The 18,407-nt window shown below is 75.6% G+C and carries 18 protein-coding genes; 14 read left to right on the forward strand and 4 right to left on the reverse strand.

Going from position 1 to position 18,407, the window contains the following annotated elements; translation table 11 throughout:
• Positions 1 to 374: 374 nt before the first annotated feature.
• Positions 375 to 869, reverse strand: coding sequence for an inorganic diphosphatase (locus HL189_RS04770; protein WP_369132557.1), 495 nt, complete (start codon positions 867 to 869; stop codon positions 375 to 377).
• A 141-nt stretch (positions 870 to 1,010) separates the two neighbouring features.
• Here HL189_RS04770 and dacB point away from each other — a divergent pair, with 141 nt between their 5' ends.
• From dacB to HL189_RS04820, 10 genes are all read left to right on the forward strand, one after another.
• Positions 1,011 to 3,542 carry a D-alanyl-D-alanine carboxypeptidase/D-alanyl-D-alanine-endopeptidase gene (gene dacB, locus HL189_RS04775; RefSeq protein WP_369132558.1) on the forward strand — a complete coding sequence of 844 codons (2,532 nt, stop codon included), beginning with the start codon at positions 1,011 to 1,013 and terminating at the stop codon, positions 3,540 to 3,542.
• Between the two features lie 87 nt (positions 3,543 to 3,629).
• Positions 3,630 to 4,724, forward strand: a complete 1,095-nt coding sequence (locus tag HL189_RS04780) for a zinc-dependent metalloprotease (RefSeq protein WP_369132559.1) — start codon at positions 3,630 to 3,632, stop codon at positions 4,722 to 4,724.
• A 23-nt stretch (positions 4,725 to 4,747) separates the two neighbouring features.
• Positions 4,748 to 5,761 carry a tRNA lysidine(34) synthetase TilS gene (tilS, locus tag HL189_RS04785; RefSeq protein ID WP_369132560.1) on the forward strand — a complete coding sequence of 338 codons (1,014 nt, stop codon included), beginning with the start codon at positions 4,748 to 4,750 and terminating at the stop codon, positions 5,759 to 5,761.
• A gap of 38 nt (positions 5,762 to 5,799) precedes the next feature.
• Entirely contained in the window at positions 5,800 to 6,357 is a 558-nt protein-coding gene (gene hpt, locus HL189_RS04790) for a hypoxanthine phosphoribosyltransferase (protein WP_369132629.1), read from the forward strand.
• 178 nt (positions 6,358 to 6,535) lie between these two features.
• On the forward strand, positions 6,536 to 8,521 hold the full coding sequence (gene ftsH / locus HL189_RS04795) for an ATP-dependent zinc metalloprotease FtsH (RefSeq protein WP_369132561.1): 1,986 nt from the start codon (positions 6,536 to 6,538) through the stop codon (positions 8,519 to 8,521).
• 68 nt (positions 8,522 to 8,589) lie between these two features.
• A complete protein-coding gene (gene folE / locus HL189_RS04800) occupies positions 8,590 to 9,168 on the forward strand; it encodes a GTP cyclohydrolase I FolE (protein WP_369132630.1) in 579 nt (192 codons plus the stop codon).
• The gene (folP, locus tag HL189_RS04805) at positions 9,165 to 10,025 is read left to right on the forward strand and encodes a dihydropteroate synthase (protein ID WP_369132562.1); all 861 of its coding nucleotides are present in this window, start codon (positions 9,165 to 9,167) and stop codon (positions 10,023 to 10,025) included. The genes folE and folP overlap by 4 nt, the downstream gene beginning before the upstream one ends.
• A complete protein-coding gene (gene folB / locus HL189_RS04810; RefSeq protein ID WP_369132563.1) occupies positions 10,018 to 10,395 on the forward strand; it encodes a dihydroneopterin aldolase in 378 nt (125 codons plus the stop codon). Before folP ends, folB begins: the two co-directional genes overlap by 8 nt.
• The gene (folK, locus tag HL189_RS04815) at positions 10,392 to 10,895 is read left to right on the forward strand and encodes a 2-amino-4-hydroxy-6-hydroxymethyldihydropteridine diphosphokinase (RefSeq protein WP_369132564.1); all 504 of its coding nucleotides are present in this window, start codon (positions 10,392 to 10,394) and stop codon (positions 10,893 to 10,895) included. Before folB ends, folK begins: the two co-directional genes overlap by 4 nt.
• Positions 10,892 to 11,398 (forward strand): DUF3180 domain-containing protein, encoded by a 507-nt coding sequence (locus tag HL189_RS04820; protein ID WP_369132565.1) that lies wholly within the window; start codon positions 10,892 to 10,894, stop codon positions 11,396 to 11,398. Before folK ends, HL189_RS04820 begins: the two co-directional genes overlap by 4 nt.
• A 77-nt stretch (positions 11,399 to 11,475) precedes the next feature.
• Here HL189_RS04820 and HL189_RS04825 read toward each other — a convergent pair whose 3' ends face one another.
• Positions 11,476 to 12,663, reverse strand: a complete 1,188-nt coding sequence (locus HL189_RS04825; protein WP_369132566.1) for an ABC transporter ATP-binding protein — start codon at positions 12,661 to 12,663, stop codon at positions 11,476 to 11,478.
• Between the two features lie 50 nt (positions 12,664 to 12,713).
• Here HL189_RS04825 and HL189_RS04830 point away from each other — a divergent pair, with 50 nt between their 5' ends.
• From HL189_RS04830 to HL189_RS04840, 3 genes are all read left to right on the forward strand, one after another.
• Entirely contained in the window at positions 12,714 to 13,388 is a 675-nt protein-coding gene (locus tag HL189_RS04830; RefSeq protein ID WP_369132567.1) for an ABC transporter permease, read from the forward strand.
• A complete protein-coding gene (locus tag HL189_RS04835; protein ID WP_369132568.1) occupies positions 13,385 to 14,098 on the forward strand; it encodes an ABC transporter permease in 714 nt (237 codons plus the stop codon). The genes HL189_RS04830 and HL189_RS04835 overlap by 4 nt, the downstream gene beginning before the upstream one ends.
• Before the next feature lie 121 nt (positions 14,099 to 14,219).
• Positions 14,220 to 15,218: a glycine betaine ABC transporter substrate-binding protein gene (locus HL189_RS04840; RefSeq protein WP_369132569.1), complete on the forward strand. Its 999-nt coding sequence runs from the start codon at positions 14,220 to 14,222 to the stop codon at positions 15,216 to 15,218.
• Between the two features lie 8 nt (positions 15,219 to 15,226).
• Here HL189_RS04840 and HL189_RS04845 read toward each other — a convergent pair whose 3' ends face one another.
• Positions 15,227 to 15,847 (reverse strand): DUF1684 domain-containing protein, encoded by a 621-nt coding sequence (locus HL189_RS04845; protein ID WP_369132570.1) that lies wholly within the window; start codon positions 15,845 to 15,847, stop codon positions 15,227 to 15,229.
• A gap of 81 nt (positions 15,848 to 15,928) precedes the next feature.
• Here HL189_RS04845 and HL189_RS04850 point away from each other — a divergent pair, with 81 nt between their 5' ends.
• Positions 15,929 to 17,491 carry a hypothetical protein gene (locus HL189_RS04850; protein ID WP_369132571.1) on the forward strand — a complete coding sequence of 521 codons (1,563 nt, stop codon included), beginning with the start codon at positions 15,929 to 15,931 and terminating at the stop codon, positions 17,489 to 17,491.
• Positions 17,492 to 17,550: 59 nt separating this feature from the next.
• Here the strand turns inward: HL189_RS04850 and HL189_RS04855 are convergent, their stop codons facing one another.
• Positions 17,551 to 18,306: an SDR family oxidoreductase gene (locus HL189_RS04855; protein ID WP_369132572.1), complete on the reverse strand. Its 756-nt coding sequence runs from the start codon at positions 18,304 to 18,306 to the stop codon at positions 17,551 to 17,553.
• Positions 18,307 to 18,407: the final 101 nt, after the last annotated feature.

Genomic DNA, 18,407 nt, shown 5'->3' on the forward strand with positions numbered 1-18,407 from the left:
GCTCGCCTACCGACTGCTCGGCAGCATCGCCGACGCGTAGGACGTCGTGCAGGACGCGCGGCTGCGACGGGACGGCTCGGCCACCGAGAGCGTGGAGAACGACGAGGCACTCCTCACCACCGTGGTCACGCGGCTGGCCCTGGACCGTCTCCGCCGGGCCGAGGCGCAACGGGAGGGGTACAGCGGTCCGTGGCTCCCGGAGCCCGTCGCCGCGGGCGGAGACCGGCAGCGGCGGCCGAACTGGCCGACTCCCTGTCGATGGCGCTGCTCGTCGTGATCGAGGCCGGCACGCACACGACGACGGCGGCGCACCCGGGTGGGTGCGCCGCCGTCGTCGTGCGGTCCCTGCTCGGCGACGAGGCCGAGACGGAGGGTCAGTGGTGGGCAGGGGCCTCGAGCGCGCGTGCCCGGGAGGCCTCGATCTCCCGTTCGGCCTCGGTGCGGCCGACCCACTCGGCGCCCTCGACGGACTTGCCGGGCTCGAGGTCCTTGTAGGTCTCGAAGAAGTGCTGGATCTCCAGCCGGTCGAACTCCGACACGTCGCTGATGTCCTGCAGGTGGGCCATGCGCGGGTCGGTGGCCGGAACGGTGAGGACCTTGTCGTCGCCGCCGGCCTCGTCGGTCATCCGGAACATGCCGATCGCCCGGCAGGTGATGAGACACCCCGGGAACGTGGGCTCCTCGAGGAGCACCAGCGCGTCCAGCGGGTCACCGTCCATCCCGAGGGTCTCCTCGATGTACCCGTAGTCGGCCGGGTACCGGGTCGAGGTGAACAGCATCCGGTCCAGGCGGATGCGTCCGGTGGCGTGGTCCAGCTCGTACTTGTTCCGCTGGCCCTTGGGGATCTCTACCGTCACGTCGAACTGCACCCGGATAGTGTGGCGTACGACCGGCCGCCTCGCGGGCGGAGGTCACTCCGGGGGGTGGGGGAGATCTCGTCGAGTCCGCAGGACGGGTCGTCCGGGACGGACGGCGACCGGTCCGCGCCGGCTCCTGCCGATGACCAGCGGGTGCCCGCCGACCCGACCCCGCAGCCGGCCGACGCCCCCCTGACCGAGCCGGCTGCCGAGGCCTCCGAGCCGGGCGGGACAGCCTCCCCGGCGGCTGCGGCCGCCGCCGAGGCACGCGCTGCCGCCCAGCAGGCCGCTGCCGATGCCGCCGCCCAGGAGGCTGCCGCCCGGCAGGCCGCCGAGGACCTCGCGGCCGTTCGCGCGTGGGCCGCCGAACGGGCGGCCGGGACGGCGCCGGGGGACGACGAGCCGCGTGCGGAGCCGGCAGCACCCAGGGGCGGCGACCCGACCGCCGGTCCCGCGGACCCGGCGACCCCAGCCGCCGCTCCGCCACCCGAGGCCACGGGGGCCGACGTTCCGGCGGAGGCAGATGCGGAGGCGGAGGCGCCGGGCGCCGCGGAGGCGATCGACCGGGAGGCCGAGCCCGCCGCGGCCGGGACCGAGACGGCCGGGGAGCGGGAGCCGACCGAGGCAGAGCCGATCGAGGCGGAACGGACCGAGGCGGAGCCGACCGAGGCAGAGCGGGCAGCTCGCGAGCAGGCCATCGTCGACCTGGCAGCGGTCAAGGCGTGGGCGGCAGCCCGGGAGGCCGAGCGTGAGGCGGCCGAGCGTGAGGCGGCGCAGCGCGAGACGGCCGAGCGTGGGGCGGCGCAGCGCGAGACGGCCGAGCGTGAGACGGCGGAGCGAGAGGCAGCCGAGCGGGCTGCCGCTGACCAGGCCGCCGCGGAGCGGGCCGCCGCGGACCAGGCGGCCGCCGACCGGGCCGCCGCCGACCGGGCTGCCGATGACAAGCGGGCTGCCGAGCAGGCCACGTCGGAGCAGGCCGCAGCCCAACAGGCAGCCGAGCAGGCGGCGGCCGAGCAGACGGAGGCCGAACCGGTCCGGCCGTTCGCCCCGCTGCCCGGGCAGCCCGCCCGCCCGGCGTCGCCGCGGCCCAGCCCCCGGCCACGGCCGTCGCCCGCGCCGCCTCCGGCCTCGCAGGCAGCGGCGGCACGGCCGTCGCCCACGCCTGAGCCCACGCCTGAGCCCACACCCGAGCCCGCGCCGGCGGCACCCATGCGGCCCCCGGCAGCGGCCGCGCCGTCCGCAGCAGCCACACCGTCCGCGGCGGGCGCCCGACCGACCCGGGCCAGTGCCCGGCCCGCCCGCGGCCGCCGGCGGCTGACCGCCGTCCTCGCCGCGATCGTCGCCCTCGTCGTCGTGGCGGGCGGGGTCCTCCTCGCGGTCGACCCGCTCGGCTGGCGCACCGACCGCGGTGTGCCCGCGGACGCCGAGCAGGTGCCCGACGCCGTCCTCCCGGAGCTGACCGACCCCGACCCCGTGCTCGCCTCGCTCTCCACCGAGGCGCCGGCGCCCGACCCCGCCGTGCTCAGCGGGGTGCTCACCCCGCTGCTGGCCGACCCGGCGCTTGGCTCCGGGCTCTCCGCGCAGGTGGTCGACGTCGCCACCGGGGAGGTGCTGTTCGACCGGGACTCCGCCGACCCGAGCACGCCGGCCTCCACCGCCAAGCTGCTCACCGGCCTGGCCGCGCTCACCACGCTGGACCCGGCGCAGACGCTGCCCACCACCGTGGTCGCCGGCAGCACCCCCGGTGAGGTGGTGCTCGTCGGCGGTGGCGATCCCACGCTCTCGACCACCGACCCCTCGGTGAACTACCCGGGGGCGGCGACCGTCGCCGACCTGGCCGGGCAGGTGCGCACCGCCCTCGGGACCACCCCGGTGACCGGCGTGGTGGTCGACAACTCGCTGTTCAGCGGCTCGCTCACCGGGCCGGGATGGGGCCCGGACGACGCCCCGTCGACCTACGCGGCGCCGGTCACCGCCACCGCGGTCGACGGCGCGCGGGTCAGCCCCGACAGCGTCCAGCGCAGCGGCGCGCCCGGGACCGACGCCGGCCAGGCGCTGGCCGACGCCCTGGGGGCGTCCGGTGCTCCCGTGACCCTCGGTGAGGCCCCGGCCGGTGCGCGCACGCTGGGCACGGTCGAGTCCGCCCCGGTCGTCCGCCTGGTCGAGCAGTCGATCAGCGCCTCGGACAACCTGCTGGCCGAGTCGCTGGCCCGCCAGGTGGCCCTCGCCCGTGACCTGCCGGCCAGCTTCGAGGGAGCCGCCCGGGCCGTGACCGAGGCGCTGACCGAGGCGGGCCTGGACACCACCGGGCTCACCCTGGCTGATGGCAGCGGGCTCTCCTCCGCGGACGAGGTGCCCGCCAGCTTGCTCGTCGACGCGTTGCGCGGCGCAGCCGACGGCAGCATCGCCGGGGCCGCCGATCTGCTCACCGGGCTGCCGGTCGCCGGGTACGACGGCACGCTGGCCGACCGGGCGGTCATCGACGGCTCCGGCGCGCCCGGCTCGGTGCGCGCCAAGACCGGCACCCTGCAGGGTGTGAACGACCTGGCCGGCACGGTGCTGACCGCGGACGGGCGGCTGCTGGCGTTCGCCGTCATGGCCGACGGCACGGTCGGTGGGCTCACCGTCGGGGAGGGCGCGCTCGACGAGGTCGCGGACGCCCTCGCCGGCTGCGGGTGCCGGTGAAGGACCCTGCTGCCCCCACCCCTCGCAGGCTCGGGGCGGGTCCCTGCAGCGAGGCCGAGGCACATCGGCGGCGCGTACGGTGAGCCGATGACCCGAGCCTCGTCCCTGGTCGACTGGGACCTCGCCGGCCGTACCGCGCGCCGCTTGGTCAAGCCCGGACCGGAGACCTCCCGCGAGGAGGCCGCGGCCGTCGTCGACGAGCTGCACCGCGCCGCCGCCACCGCCGTTGCCCACGTCGAGGAGCTCACCGGCCTGCACCCGGTGGCGGATGGGCCGGAGCCCGTCGTCGCCGTCGTCGACCGGCCCGGCTGGTTGGACGCGAACACCTCCGGCATGGCCGCGCTGCTCGACCCGCTCGCCGAGGGGCTGCAGCAGGCCGCCGGCCGGGCCCCCGGTCCGCTGGCCACCGCGATCGGCTCCCGGGCGACGGGCGTGCAGGCCGGCGGCGTGCTGGCCTTCCTGTGCACCCGCGTGCTCGGTCAGTACGAGGTGTTCGGCACCGGCGGCCGGCTGCTGCTCGTGGCGCCCAACATCGTGGAGACCGAGCGGCGCCTGGGCGTCGACCCGACCGACTTCCGGCTGTGGGTCTGCCTGCACGAGGTCACCCACCAGTTGCAGTTCACCGCCGTCCCCTGGCTGCGCGCCTACCTCGAGGAGCAGGTGTCGGCGTTCGCGCAGGCCACCGACCTGACGCCCGACGTGCTCCGGGAGCGGCTCAGCGACGTGCTGCGCAGCCTGGGCGACGCGGTGCGCGGCGGAGAGCCCGACGACGACGAGCCGCAGGGGATCATGGCGCTGGTCCGTGACCCGGAGCAGCGCGCGGTCCTGGACAAGGTCACCGCGGTGATGAGCCTGGTCGAGGGGCACGCCGAGTACGTGATGGACGGCGTCGGGCCGGACGTCGTCCCCACCGTGCGCACCCTGCGCAAGCGCTTCGCCCAGCGGCGGAAGGGCCGCGGCCCGATCGACCGCGTGCTGCGCCGGATGCTCGGCCTGGAGCAGAAGATGAAGCAGTACGCCGACGGGCGGGTCTTCGTCGGCGGGGTGGTGGAGCTCGTCGGCATGGAGGGCTTCAACCAGGTGTGGGCCGGGCCCCAGAACCTGCCTTTCGTCGAGGAGCTCACCGAGCCGGCCCGCTGGGTCGAGCGCGTGCTGGGCACCCGCCCGGCGATCCCCGCCTGACACCGGCGCCGTCCCCGACCTGCATGGCCGGACCCCTCCCAGCCGTCGCCGCGCTGCGCTCCGCGGTCCGCCCCCGGCTGGCGGCCGTGGACACCCCGGTGCTCGCGGCCTGCAGCGGGGGAGCGGACTCCCTGGCCCTGGCCGCTGCGCTGGCCTTCGAGGGACCCCGGGCCGGACGGCCGGTCGGCGCGGTGGTCGTCGACCACGGCCTGCAGCCGGGATCCGCGGAGCGCGCCGAGCGCACCGCCGCGCTGCTGCGTGAGCTCGGGCTCGCGCCGGTGCTGGTCCGCACCGTGCAGGTCGGGCCGGACGGCGGTCCGGAGGGCGCGGCCCGGGACGCCCGGTACGCCGCGCTGCGGACCGCCGCGGCCGAGCACGGGGCCACCGTGGCGCTGGGGCACACGCTCGACGACCAGGCGGAGACGGTGCTGCTCGGCCTGGCCCGCGGGTCGGGACCCCGATCGGTCGCCGGCATGGTCGAGCACCGCCCACCGTTCTGGCGCCCGCTGCTCGGCGTCCGCCGGGAGACCACCCGGGCGGCCTGCGCGGCCCAGGGCCTCCCCGTCTGGGACGACCCGTGGAACACCGACCCCGCCTACACCCGGGTCCGGCTGCGGCGGGAGGTGCTGCCCCTGCTGGAGGACGTCCTCGGGGGTGGGGTGGCACCGGCGCTGGCCCGCACCGCGGCGCTGCTGCGCGAGGACCTGGACGCCCTCGACGAACTCGCCGCCGCCGAGTCCGCCCGGCTGGACGGCGCCGCCGAGCTCCCGGCCGCCGCGGTCGCGGACCTGCCCGCCGCGCTGCGCCGTCGGGTCGTGCGCAGCTGGCTGCGGGACGCCGGCGTCCCCGACCTGCAGGCCGTCCACCTGCGGGCCGTCGACGCCCTGCTCACCGCCTGGCGCGGGCAGGGCCGGGTGGACCTACCCGGCGGTCAGGGGGTCCTCCGGGCGTCTGGCAGGCTGAGGGTGCTGCCGGCCCCGGACGCGGGCAACGCGGCGATCCGCACCGACCAACCCCCCGAGGAGCCCCGACCGTGAGCGAGCCAGCCACCCCCGAGGCGCCGCCGACCGGACAGTTGGGCCCCGACCACGGCTACGGCCCCGACATCGACCACGTGCTCCTCACCGAGGAGCAAATCCAGTCCAAGATCCTCGAGCTCGCCGACGCGGTCGCCGCGGACTACTCCGGCCGGGAGGTCCTGCTGGTCGGCGTCCTCAAGGGCGCGGTGCTGTTCATGTCCGACTTCGCCCGGGCGCTGCAGGTGCCCACGCAGATGGAGTTCATGGCCGTCTCCTCCTACGGCAGCTCCACCAGCTCCTCCGGCGTGGTGCGCATCCTCAAGGACCTCGACCGCGACATCGCCGACAAGCACGTGCTGGTGCTCGAGGACATCATCGACTCCGGCCTGACGCTGTCCTGGCTGCTGAAGAACCTGGGGAGCCGCCGGCCGGCGTCCCTGGAGGTCTGCGCGCTGCTGCGCAAGCCGGACGCGGTGAAGGTCGACGTCCCGGTGAGGTACATCGGGTTCGACATCCCCAACGAGTTCGTCGTCGGCTACGGGCTGGACTACGCCGAGCGCTACCGCGACCTGCCCTACATCGGGACGCTGAAGTCCGAGGTGTACTCCTCCTAGCCCGCCGGCCCCGCCCGGAGGGGTCCTTCTGGGGCGGGCGCACAGGTGCTGCGGTGTACCTTCGTCCCAAGAACGTCGCACCGTGGCGGGGTGCCCCCCGGAGGTCACGGGCGGCGTCCCGTGACGATCAGGAGGGTCGACGGGCCGGCCGGGCTCCCCCGGCCCCCGGCATCGGTGTATGGAGCGTAAGAAGATCGTCCGGTCGGTCTGGTTCTGGGTCGCCATCGTCGTCATGCTCGCCTTCCTGGGCTCGAGCCTGTTCCGCGGCAACGGGGGCTACGACGAGGTCTCCACGTCCACCGCGCTGGAGCAGCTCTCCGACGGGAACGTCAACAGCGTCACGATCAACGACAAGGAACAGACGCTCGACCTCGACCTGAAGAGCGCGGTCGAGGGCAGCACGAAGGTCACCGCCTCCTTCCCGGCGGGGGCCTCGGACGACGTCTTCGACCTCGTCCGCGGGGCGCAGGACGGCTCCGCGGCGGTCGACTTCGACACCCAGGTGACCCAGACCAGCCTGCTGACCAGCCTGCTGGTGAGCTTCCTGCCCTTCCTCCTGCTGCTGGCGCTGCTGTTCTGGCTGTTCAACTCCATGCAGGGCGGCGGCCGCGGCGTGATGGCCTTCGGGAAGTCCAAGGCCAAGGTGGTCAGCAAGGACACCCCGAAGACGACGTTCGCCGACGTCGCCGGCGCCGACGAGGCGATCGAGGAACTGCACGAGATCAAGGACTTCCTCCAAAACCCGGTCAAGTTCCAGGCGATCGGCGCGAAGATCCCCAAGGGCGTGCTGCTGTTCGGCCCGCCCGGCACCGGCAAGACGCTGCTCGCCCGCGCGGTCGCCGGTGAGGCGGGCGTGCCGTTCTACTCGATCTCCGGCTCGGACTTCGTCGAGATGTTCGTCGGCGTCGGGGCCAGCCGGGTCCGCGACCTGTTCGAGCAGGCCAAGACCAACGCGCCGGCGATCATCTTCGTCGACGAGATCGACGCCGTCGGCCGGCACCGCGGCGCCGGCATGGGCGGCGGGCACGACGAGCGCGAGCAGACCCTGAACCAGATGCTCGTCGAGATGGACGGGTTCGACGTCAAGGGCGGCGTCATCATGATCGCCGCCACCAACCGGCCCGACATCCTCGACCCCGCGCTGCTGCGCCCGGGCCGCTTCGACCGGCAGATCGCCGTCGACCGGCCGGACCTGCTCGGCCGCGTCGCCGTCCTGAAGGTGCACGCCACCGGCAAGCCGCTGGCCGACGACGTCGACCTGGAGACCGTCGCCCGCCGGACGCCGGGCTTCACCGGCGCCGACCTGGCCAACGTGCTCAACGAGGCCGCGCTGCTCACCGCCCGGCACGACGGGACGGTGATCACCGACGAGACCCTCGAGGAGGCGATCGACCGGGTCCTCGCCGGACCCGAGCGCAAGACGCGGGCGATGAGCGAGAAGGAGAAGAAGGTCACCGCCTACCACGAGGGCGGGCACGCCCTGGTGGCGCACGCGCTGCCCAACCTGGACCCGGTGCACAAGGTGACGATCTTGCCGCGCGGCCGCTCGCTCGGGCACACCCTGGTGCTGCCCACCGAGGACAAGTACACCCAGACGCGGTCGGAGATGATCGACACCCTGGCCTACGCGCTGGGTGGCCGCGCCGCGGAGGAGCTGGTCTTCCACGAGCCCACCACCGGTGCCGGCAACGACATCGAGAAGGCCACCTCGATGGCGCGCGCGATGGTGACCCAGTACGGCATGAGCGCCAAGCTCGGCGCGGTGAAGTACGGCAACACCGAGTCCGAGCCGTTCCTCGGCCGGGACATGGGCTCGCGGCCGGACTACTCCGACGCCGTCGCCGCCGACATCGACGGGGAGGTGCGCGCCCTCATCGAGGCCGCGCACGACGAGGCGTGGGAGATCCTGGTCGAGTACCGGGACACCCTCGACGAGCTGGTGCTCGAGCTGATCGAGAAGGAGACCCTGTCCCGCGAGGACATGGCCCGGATCTGCGCCGGCGTCACCAAGCGGCCGTCGATGGCGCCGTACAACGGCTTCGGCAAGCGCACGCCCTCGCAGCGACCCCCGGTGCTCACGCCCACCGAGCGGGCCGCGGCCAACGGGCACGGCCACCCGCAGCAGCCGGTCGGTGACGTCGGCGCCCCGGTCCAGGGCCGGTGAGCGCGCAGTTCGAGCGCCGGGTCGACGGGGTCGGGCAGGACCCGGCAACCGGTGACCCGGTCGCCGACCTGCCCGACGCCGGCATCGACCAGGAGCGGGTGGCCGCGGCGGTCCGGGAGATCCTGATCGCCGTGGGGGAGGACCCCGACCGCCCGGGGCTCGTCGACACCCCCGCCCGGGTCGCCCGGGCCTACGCCGAGACCTTCGCCGGGCTCGCCCAGGACCCCCACGAGGTCCTGGCGACGACGTTCGACGAGGACCACGACGAACTGGTGCTGGTCAAGGACATCCCGCTGTTCTCCACCTGCGAGCACCACCTCGTGCCCTTCCACGGTCTGGCGCACGTCGGGTACATCCCCGGCGCCGACGGCCGGGTGACCGGCCTGTCCAAGCTCGCCCGGCTCGTCGAGGTCTACGCCCGGCGCCCCCAGGTGCAGGAGCGGATGACCCGGCAGGTCGCCGACGCCCTCTTCGACGCGCTCAAGCCGCAGGGCGTCATCGTCGTCATAGAGGCCGAGCACCTGTGCATGGCGATGCGCGGCATCCGCAAGCCCGGGTCGACCACGGTCACCTCGGCGGTGCGGGGGATCTTCCGGGACAGCGCGGTGACCCGGAGCGAGGCGATGAGCCTCATCCTGGGCCGGTGACCGGGACCGAGCTCCCGCGGCCGGGGCGCTGCCTGGTGATGGGCGTCCTGAACGTCACGCCCGACTCGTTCTCCGACGGCGGCTGCTACGCCGACCCCGCCGCGGCGATCGCCCACGGCCTGGAGATGCACGCCGCGGGCGCGGACTACGTAGACGTCGGCGGGGAGTCGACCCGCCCCGGAGCCGACCGGGTGGCGACCGACGAGGAGTGCGGCCGCGTGGTGCCGGTGGTCCGCGAGCTGAGCGCGGCCGGCGCGCGGGTCAGCGTGGACACCACCCGCGCCGAGGTCGCCGAGGCCGCGCTGCACGCGGGGGCGGTGCTGGTCAACGACGTCAGCGGCGGCCTGGCCGACGCCGGGATGGCCCGGCTGGTGGCCGAGGCCGGCGTGCCGTGGGTGCTGATGCACTGGCGCGGGCACAGCCGGGAGATGTACGCGGCGGCCCGGTACGGCGACGTCGTCACCGAGGTCGTCGCGGAGCTCACGGCACGCGTGGAGGACGTCGTCGCGGCCGGCGTCGCCCCGGAGCAGCTGGTCATCGACCCCGGGCTGGGCTTCGCCAAGCGCGCCGAGCACAACTGGGCGCTGCTCGCGGGGCTGGACCGGCTGGTCGCCGTCGGGCTGCCGGTGCTGGTCGGCGCCTCTCGCAAGACGTTCCTCGGCCGGCTGCTGGCCGGACCCGACGGCGAGGTCCGCCCCGCCGAGGGCAGGGAGGCGGCGACCACCGCGGTGTCGGTGCTCGCCGCCGAGGCCGGCGCCTGGGGCGTGCGGGTGCACGACCCGGTGCAGTCCCTGGACGCGATCAAGGTGGTGGGTGCGGTCTCCGGCGCCCGCGGGCGAGGAGGACGACGTGGCTAGGACACCGGCCCCCGACCGGATCACCGTGCACGGACTGACCGGGTACGGCTTCCACGGCGTGTACCCGGAGGAGCGCGAGCGCGGGCAGACCTTCCGCGTCGACGCCGTCCTGGAGCTGGACACCGCCCCCGCGGCGGCCGGCGACGACCTGGAGCAGACGGTCAACTACGCCGAGCTCGCCCAGCGGCTGCACGCCGTGCTGGTGGGGGAGCCGGTCGACCTGCTGGAGACCCTCGCCCAGCGGCTGGCCGACCTGTGCCTGGGCTACCCGGTGGTCGACGCGGTCGAGATCACGGTGCACAAGCCGGAGGTCGACCTGGGCGTGCCGGCCGATGACGTCACGGTCGCCATCCGCCGGGAAAGGTCATGAGCCGCGCCGTCCTCTCCCTCGGCGGCAACCTCGGCGACCGCGCCGGCACGCTGCGGCGCGCCATCGAGCACCTCACCGCGGAGGGGCTGGTCGCCCGCTCCATGCTCTACGAGACCCCGCCGTGGGGCCCGGTCGAGCAGCCGCCGTACCTGAATGCGATCGCGGTCGTGCGCGGCGACCGGGACGCCGCCGGCTGGCTCGCGCTGGCACACGAGCTCGAGCAGGCCGCGGGGCGCACCCGGGAGGTGCGCTGGGGGGCCCGCACGCTGGACGTCGACGTCGTCACCGTGACCGAGGACGACGGGACGCCGGTGCTCTCCGACGACCCGGAGCTGACCCTCCCGCACCCGCGCGCCGCGGAGCGCGCCTTTGTGCTCGTGCCCTGGGTGTCCCTGGAGCCGACCGCCACCCTGCCCGGGCACGGGCGGGTTGCCGACCTGGTGGCGGCCCTCCCGGCCGACGACGTCGCCGCGGTCGTGCGGTGGGAGCAGCTGGCGTGAGCCCGGTCCGCCGCCGCGACCTGGTGGCGCTCGCCGTCGGGCTGGCGGTCGCCGCCTGGCTGGTCGTCCGGGCGGCCTACGGCTCGCTGCCGCCCTTCTCCTGGTGGCTGCCGGTGCCGATCGGTGTGCTCGCCGTTGCCGAGGCGCTGGGCGCCCGCACGCTCCGAGCCCGGCTGCGGGCCCAGCGGGACCCCGGTCCCGGGCCCGGCCGGGCCGCGACGTCCGCCCGGCCGGTCGAGCCGATGCTGGTGGCCCGGGTGGCGGTGCTCGCCCAGGCCAGCGCCTACGTCGGGGCGGTCGTCGCCGGGTGCTGGGCCGGTCTCCTGCTGCACACCGCGCCTGCGCTGTCCCGGCTCACCGCGGCCCGCGGGGACACGGTGACCGCGGTGATCGGGGTCGTGCTCGCGGCCGGCCTCGGCGTTGCCGCGCTGTGGCTGGAGCAGGTGTGCAGGGTCCCGCCGGGCGAGGACGACGACGCCCCGGCGCCGGCACCGCACGCGTAGCCGTTCCGTCACGAGGCGGCCCCCTTGCAGGGCCCCGCCGCGAGCTCGCGAGCGGTCGGGGGAAGGGGGTCCTTCCCTCACACCTTCGCGGCGCCGGCGGTCTCCGGGACGCTGCCGTCGACCGAGCGGCGCAGCGCCGCGTGCAGCGACTCGGGCGTGAGGACGCCGAGGAACCGGTCGCCGTCCAGCACCGCCACCCAGCCGGCGTCGTACTGCAGCATCGTGGCGAACGCGGTCTTGAGCGTCGCGGCGACCGGGACCCACGCCTCCATCCGCCGGCAGGCCGAGCGCACGGTGCCGGCGCCCCCGGCCCGTTCGGCCGAGATCCACCCGTGCAGCCGCTTCTGGTCGTCCAGGACGACGGCCCACCGCGCGCCGGTGTGCTGCAGGGCGGCGCGGGCGTCGGCCAGCCCGTCGTCGACGTCGACCACGGGCGGCTGCTCCAGGTCGCCGACCTCGATGGCGGTGACCGCGAGCCGCTTGAGCCCGCGGTCGGCGCCCACGAAGTCGGCGACGAACGGGGTGGCGGGGGCGCCCAGCAGTTCGGCGGGCGACGCGAACTGCTCGATCGTGCCGCCGGCGCTCATCACCGCGATCCGGTCGCCGAGGCGGACCGCCTCCTCGATGTCGTGGGTGACGAAGACGATGGTCTTGCGCACGGTCTCCTGCAGCCGCAGGAACTCCGACTGCAGGCGCTCCCGCACGATCGGGTCGACCGCGGAGAACGGCTCGTCCATCAGCAGCACGCCGGGGTCGGCGGCCAGCGCCCGGGCCACGCCGGCCCGTTGCCGCTGGCCGCCGGAGAGCTGGTGCGGGTACCGGTCGCCGTAGGTCGCCGGGTCCAGGCCGACCAGGTCCAGCAGCTCGTCCACCCGGGCGCGGGTGCGGTCCCGGTCCCAGTCGAGGAGCCGGGGGACGGTCGCCACGTTCCGGCGCACCGACTGGTGCGGGAACAGCCCCACGTTCTGGATCACGTAGCCGATGCGCCGGCGCAGCCGCACCGGGTCGGCTCGGGTGACGTCCTCGCCGCCGAGCAGGATCCGGCCGCTGCTGGGCTCGATGATCCGGTTGATCATCTTCATCGTCGTCGTCTTGCCGCAGCCGGACGGCCCGACGAGCACGGTGATCTCCCCGGCGGCGAAGGTCAGGTCCAGCTCGCGCACGGCGACCGTGCCGTCCGGGTACACCTTCGCCACGCCGTCCAGCCGGATCTCCTCGGCGCCGGTGGGGGCAGCCGCGCGGTCCCGGGGGGCAGTAGCGTCCACGACGTGGCCTTCCTGGCGGGCGCCCGGTGCTGAGCGCGTCGAGCGGTGCGGTGGTCGCGGCCGATGCCGCGCCGAACCCCTGGTTCGACTGGTCGTACGTGACGGACAACAGCGGCACCATCCTGGCCCACCTCGCCGAGCACGTGCGGCTCACCGTCGCCGCCGTCGCGCTGGGCGTGGTGATCGCGCTGCCGCTGGCCGTGCTGGCCCGGCGCAGCCGGTGGCTCGCCGGGCCGGTGCTGGGCCTGTCCACCGTCGTGTACACGATCCCGTCGCTGGCCATGTTCGCCTTCGTCGCGCCCTACACCGGGCTGACCGCGACCACCGTGCTCGTCGGCCTGGTCCTGTACTCCTTGGTGATCCTGGTGCGGAACTTCCTGGCCGGGCTCCAGGCGGTGCCCGCCGACGTCACGGAGGCCGCCCGGGGCATGGGCTACGGCGGCGTCCGGCTGTTCTGGCAGGTCGAGGTGCCGCTCGCCCTGCCGGCGTTCATGGCCGGACTCCGGATCGCGACGGTGTCCACGGTGGCGCTGGTGACCGTGGGGGTGATCGTCGGCCACGGCGGGTTGGGCCAGCTGATCACCGGGGGCTTCAACGCCAACTTCTACCGGGCGGAGATCGTCACCGGCGCCGTCGGCTGCGTGCTGCTCGCGCTGCTGGCGGACCTGCTGCTCGCCGGGGTGGAGCGGGCGCTGACCCCCTGGTCCCGGCGGGTGTCGTCGTGAACCTGTTCTCGGACGCGGTGCTGTGGCTCAACGACCCCTTCAACTGGACCCGCCCCGACGGGGTACTGGACCTGCTCCGGCAGCACCTGGGGATCTCGGCCCTCGCCGTGCTCGCCGCGATGGTCGTCGGGCTGCCGATCGGCGCGCTGCTCGGGCACCTGGGCCGGGGCGGCGGGTTCACCGTGGCGCTGTCCAACGTCGCCCGGGCGGTGCCGACGCTCGCGCTGCTCACCGTCTTCGCGGTCACCCCGATCGGCTTCGGGCCCACCGCGACCACGATCGCGCTGGCCGTCTTCGCGGTGCCGCCGGTGCTCACCAACGCCTACGTCGGGTTCCGGGGGGTCGACCGGGACGTCGTCGAGGCCGCCCGTGCGATGGGCATGACCGGCCGGCAGGTGCTGCTCCGGGCGGAGCTGCCGCTGGCCACGCCGCTGGTCATGACCGGGATCCGGACCGCCGCCGTCCAGGTCGTCGCCACCGCGACACTGGCCGCCCTGGTGGCCGGGGGTGGGCTGGGCCGGATCATCACCCTCGGCTTCCGTCAGCAGGACTACGGCGCGGTGCTGGCCGGCGCCCTCCTGGTCGCGGCGCTGGCCCTGCTCACCGAGGGGGTGCTGGCCGCGGCGTCCTGGGCGCTGGCCCCGGGCGCCAAGCGGCTGCCCCGGCGGTCGGCGATGGCGGCCGCCGTCCCGGTCCCGGCCCCGGACTGACCCGACCGGTCGTGCACCACCCGCTTGCCCGGGGGAGCGGGGAGGGGTTGAGTGCTCCCCGCGGGACCCCTCCCGCCAGACACGCGTGGCCGATGGCCACGGGACACAGAAGGCGGAGCTCATGCGCGCGCGATCCCGGTCCCTGCCCCTGCTCGCCCTCGCCGCGGTGCTGGCCACGGCCGCCTGCGGGGAGTCCGGCTCCTCGGGCACCGGAGGGGGCGCGGAGGCCGGCGGCACCGCGTCCGGGGACGCCTGCGCCCCGGTCGCCGGCGACCAGCTCGTGGTCCTGGAGGACGACCAGCAGCTGCAGAACGCCGACAACGTCGTGCCCGCGGTCAACGCGGCCGCCGCGCAGGCGAACCCGGCGCTGCTGGAGACGCTGAACCGCGTCTCGGCGGAGCTGACCACCGACGAGCTCATCGACATGAACGCCGCCGTCGACGTGCAGCGGGAGAGCGCCGAGGACGTCGCCGCCGCATGGGTCACCGAGAACGGCCTGGACACCGGGTTGTCCGGCGGCAGCGGCCCGATCGTCGTCGGTGCCGCGGACTTCACCGAGTCCCAGGTGCTGGCCACCATCTACGCCGACGTGCTCACCGCGGCCGGGTTCCAGGCCACCGTGCAGACCGTCGGGAACCGCGAGCTGTACCTGCCCGCGCTGCAGCGCGGGGAGATCCAGGCGTTCCCGGAGTACCTGGCCACGGTCACCGAGGCGCTGGACGCCGACGACGCGCGGCAGGTCGCCAGCGGGGACGTCGCGGAGACGGTCGCGGCGCTGACCCCGCTCGCCGAGCAGGCCGGGCTGGTGTTCGGCGAGCCGGCCGAGGCCGCCGACCAGAACGCCTTCGCCGTCACCCAGGAGTTCGCCGACCAGCTCGGCGTCACCACGCTCTCCGAGCTGGCCGACGCCTGCAGCGACGGCTCGCTGGTGCTCGGCGGTCCCGGCGAGTGCCCGGAGCGGCCGCAGTGCCAGCCGGGCCTGGAGGAGACCTACGGCCTGCAGTTCGCGAGCTTCAGCGAGCTGGACGCCGGCGGCCCGCTGACCAAGGCCGCCATCCAGCAGGGCGAGGTGTCGATCGGCCTGGTCTTCAGCTCCGACGGCGCCCTGGCTCAGGGCTGAGCGCCCGCTCAGTACCAACTGCCGCCCGGGGGCAGCTGCTCGCCCGCGGCGATCACCGCGTCCACCCGGTTGCCCTCGGGGGCGAGCGGGCAGGTCCAGCGCGGGTCGTAGGTGCACGACGGGTGGTAGGCGAGGTTGAGGTCGACCACCAGCCGGCCGCCGTCCCCACCGAGATCGGCGCCCTTGAGGGTGTCGAGCAGGTAGCGCCCGCCGCCGTAGGTGGTGTCCCCGGCGCTGCCGTCCCGCAGCGGGAGGAACAGCCCGCCGGCGTAGCCGGCGATCCACCACACGTCGAGCCGGGCGACCTCCCCGAGGGTGACCCGGCCGATCCGGTGCAGGACGACGCCGCCCTCGTCGGTGGTCGCCACGCCCAGCCGCACCGGCTCCACGTCGGTGTCGACCGGGACGACGAAGCGCAGCGACGGGTCGTACGGCGCGAACGGCAGCCCTGGGAACCCGGCCCTCGCCGCCGCGGTCAGGGGCGACTCGGCGTGCCCGGCCAGCAGGGCGTCGCGCCCGGCGCGCCACCGCAGCCAGCCCGACTCGGGGTCGCGGTCGGCGCGGACCTCGGCGTAGAGGGCGGCCATCCGCCGCCGCCAGTCGAGCAGGGAGACCGTCACTCCCGTCACCCTGCCACCCACCCGTCACACGACTGTCCTCGAACCGGGTCGGTCACGCTCCGCCGCCGGAACCGCCCTTAGGGTCATCGCATGGGTGGCAGCCGGGACGACGAGCTCGCTGTCCCCTCCGCCGGGCCGCCGCGGCCGCCGGTGCCGCCGCCCGTCCGCTCCGCGACCGCCCGGCCCACCGCGTCCCCCCGCCCCGCCGCGCGACCGGCGCCGGCGGTCCCGGCCGCCCAGGCGCCTCCGGTCACCCAGGTGAGCCCGGCCCCAGCCCCGGTTCCCGCGGCCGCAGCCGCGGGCCCCCCGGCCCCGGCCCCCGAGTCGCCGGACGGCGCCGAGTCGGTGGTCGGCGCAGAGTCGGTGGACGGTGCCGAGCCGCGCGGCCGCTTCCCCGTGCCCGCGGTGGTCGGCCTGGTGGTCGCCGCGGCCGCCACCGTCGCCGTCTTCGTCACCGACGACGCCCTCGTGCTGCGGATCGCGCTGCTGGCCGTCTGCTGGGCCGTCGTCGGGGCCGCGTTCCTGGCCGGGGACCGGCGCGGCGACCGCGGAACGGCCCAGGCCGACGAGTCGCGGGACGCCCGCGACCGGGAGGAGACGCTGCAGGACAGCCGGCTGCGCCGGGCGGCCGAGCAGGGCATGCGCGAGGACATCGCGCAGCTGCGCACCGAGCTCGCCGCGGTCGGCGGGCTGCGCGCTGAGCTGGCCGGCGTGGGGCAGCTCCGCGCCGAGCTGACCGCTCTCGCGCAGGTGCGCGAGGAGGTTGCCGCGCTGGCCCAGCTGCGGGCCGACCTCGCAGGCGTCGGCGAGTTGCGCGCCGACCTCGGCCGGTTGCGCGCCGAGCTCACGGAGCAGCTGTCGGGCGAGCTCTTCTACGAGCGGATGGTCATGCGCGCCCAGACCGTCCGCGGTCCGCTGACCGGTGGCGGGATAGATTCACCGACGATCGAGGGCGCGTCGACCTGGGGGACGGTGGCCCCGGCGCCCCAGCCGGTCGTAGAGGCGGCTCCGCCGGTCATGGAGGTCCTCCAGCCGGTGGTCGAGGCACCCCGGCCCGTCGAGGTGTCCCGCCCGCCGGTCCCGACTCCGGCGGAGGAGCAGGCGCGCCCGCTCGCGCCCACGGACCGGCCGACGGCCGGGTCGGTGCTCGAACCCCCCGTCGAGGTCCGGCCGATGTCGCCGATCGAATGGCTCGGTGACCGGTCGCTGCTCGGGACCGCCGAGCGTCCCGCGGTGGACGTCCGGGCGTCCTCGCCGGCCACCGGTGCCCGGCCGGTGCCGTTCTCCCGTCGCGACTGGGCCCCGGACGCCGCTGCCGGAACGGCTCCCCGCCACCATCGGCGGGCCGCCGGGACGGGCGAGCAGCCGCGGGTGCCCGAGGTCGTGGTGGACGCCGTCCCGGCGTCCACGGGCAGCCGTGCCGTCCCGGCGTCCACGGGCAGCCATGCCGTCCAGGCGTCCACGGGCAGCCACGTGGTCGCGGACGCGCCCGCCCGGCGCCCGGCCCCGGAGCCGCAGGGCCACGCCCGGCTGGAGCAGATCCTCGCGGAGAGCGGCGTGGAGGCGCCGAGCGGCCGCCGCCGCCGGCGGTACCGCGACGACGACGACACCGGCGGGGACGACGTCCTCGCCCGGGTCCTCGGCCGCAGCTGAGAACGGACCCCTCTGCCCCCCAGTCCTCGCGAGCTCGGAGCGGGCCCCTGCAGAGGGGCCTAGGCGATGGGGCCGCGGGAGAGCGCTCCGCCGTCGAGCACGAGGGTCTGCCCGGTGACCCAGCCGGCGCCGTCCCCGAGCAGGTAGGCCGCCGCCTCGCCGACGTCCTCGGGCACCCCCAACCGGCCGACCGGGTACTGCGCGACGACATCCTCCTCGCGGCCGCTGAACAGCGCCTCGGCGAACCGCGTCCGCACCACCGCCGGCGCCACCGCGTTGACCCGCACCCGGGGGCCGAGCTCGACGGCCAGCTGGGTGGTGAGGTTGACCAGCGCGGCCTTGCTGACGCCGTACGCGCCGATGCCCTTGCTGGACTTCAGCCCAGCCACCGAGGAGACGATCAGCACCGAGCCGCCGTGCTCGGACATCCACGCGCGCCAGGCCTCCTGGACCAGGCCGAGGCAGGCGACCACGTTGGTGTCGAGGATCTTGCGGAAGGCGTCGAGCGGGACGTCCACGAGCGGTCCGAACACCGGGTTGATGCCGACGTTGCCGACCAGGGCGTCGAGGCTGCCGAAGGTCTCGATCGCGGTCCGCACGGCCGCGGCGCGGTGCTCGGGGTCGCCGGCGTTGCCGGCGACGGCGACGGCCCGGTCCGGCCCGCCCAGCGCCTCGACCGCCTCGGCGAGTGCCTCGGGCCTGCGGGCGGTGAGCACGACCCGCGCCCCCCGGTCGACCAGGCTGGTGGCGATCGCCAGCCCGATGCCCCGGCTGGCGCCGGTGACCAGTGCGGTGCGCCCCTCGAACGTGCCCACCGTGCTCCTCCCGACCCGGCCGGCTCGACCGCCGACGGCGGTCCAACCCAACCAGGGCCGGAGGCCCCCGCAGCACCCGGGTGAGTCACGACACAGCTCCC

Source organism: Modestobacter sp. I12A-02662 (assembly GCF_041028325.1).
Lineage (GTDB): Bacteria > Actinomycetota > Actinomycetes > Mycobacteriales > Geodermatophilaceae > Modestobacter.

Excerpts from the sequence above, each read along its gene's own strand:
- HL189_RS04780 (WP_369132559.1), top strand. The coding sequence starts at position 3,630 with ATGACCCGAGCCTCGTCCCTGGTCGACTGGGACCTCGCCGGCCGTACC.
- tilS (WP_369132560.1), top strand. The coding sequence starts at position 4,748 with ATGGCCGGACCCCTCCCAGCCGTCGCCGCGCTGCGCTCCGCGGTCCGC.
- ftsH (WP_369132561.1), top strand. The coding sequence starts at position 6,536 with ATGGAGCGTAAGAAGATCGTCCGGTCGGTCTGGTTCTGGGTCGCCATC.
- folK (WP_369132564.1), top strand. The coding sequence starts at position 10,392 with ATGAGCCGCGCCGTCCTCTCCCTCGGCGGCAACCTCGGCGACCGCGCC.
- HL189_RS04840 (WP_369132569.1), top strand. The coding sequence starts at position 14,220 with ATGCGCGCGCGATCCCGGTCCCTGCCCCTGCTCGCCCTCGCCGCGGTG.
- HL189_RS04850 (WP_369132571.1), top strand. The coding sequence starts at position 15,929 with ATGGGTGGCAGCCGGGACGACGAGCTCGCTGTCCCCTCCGCCGGGCCG.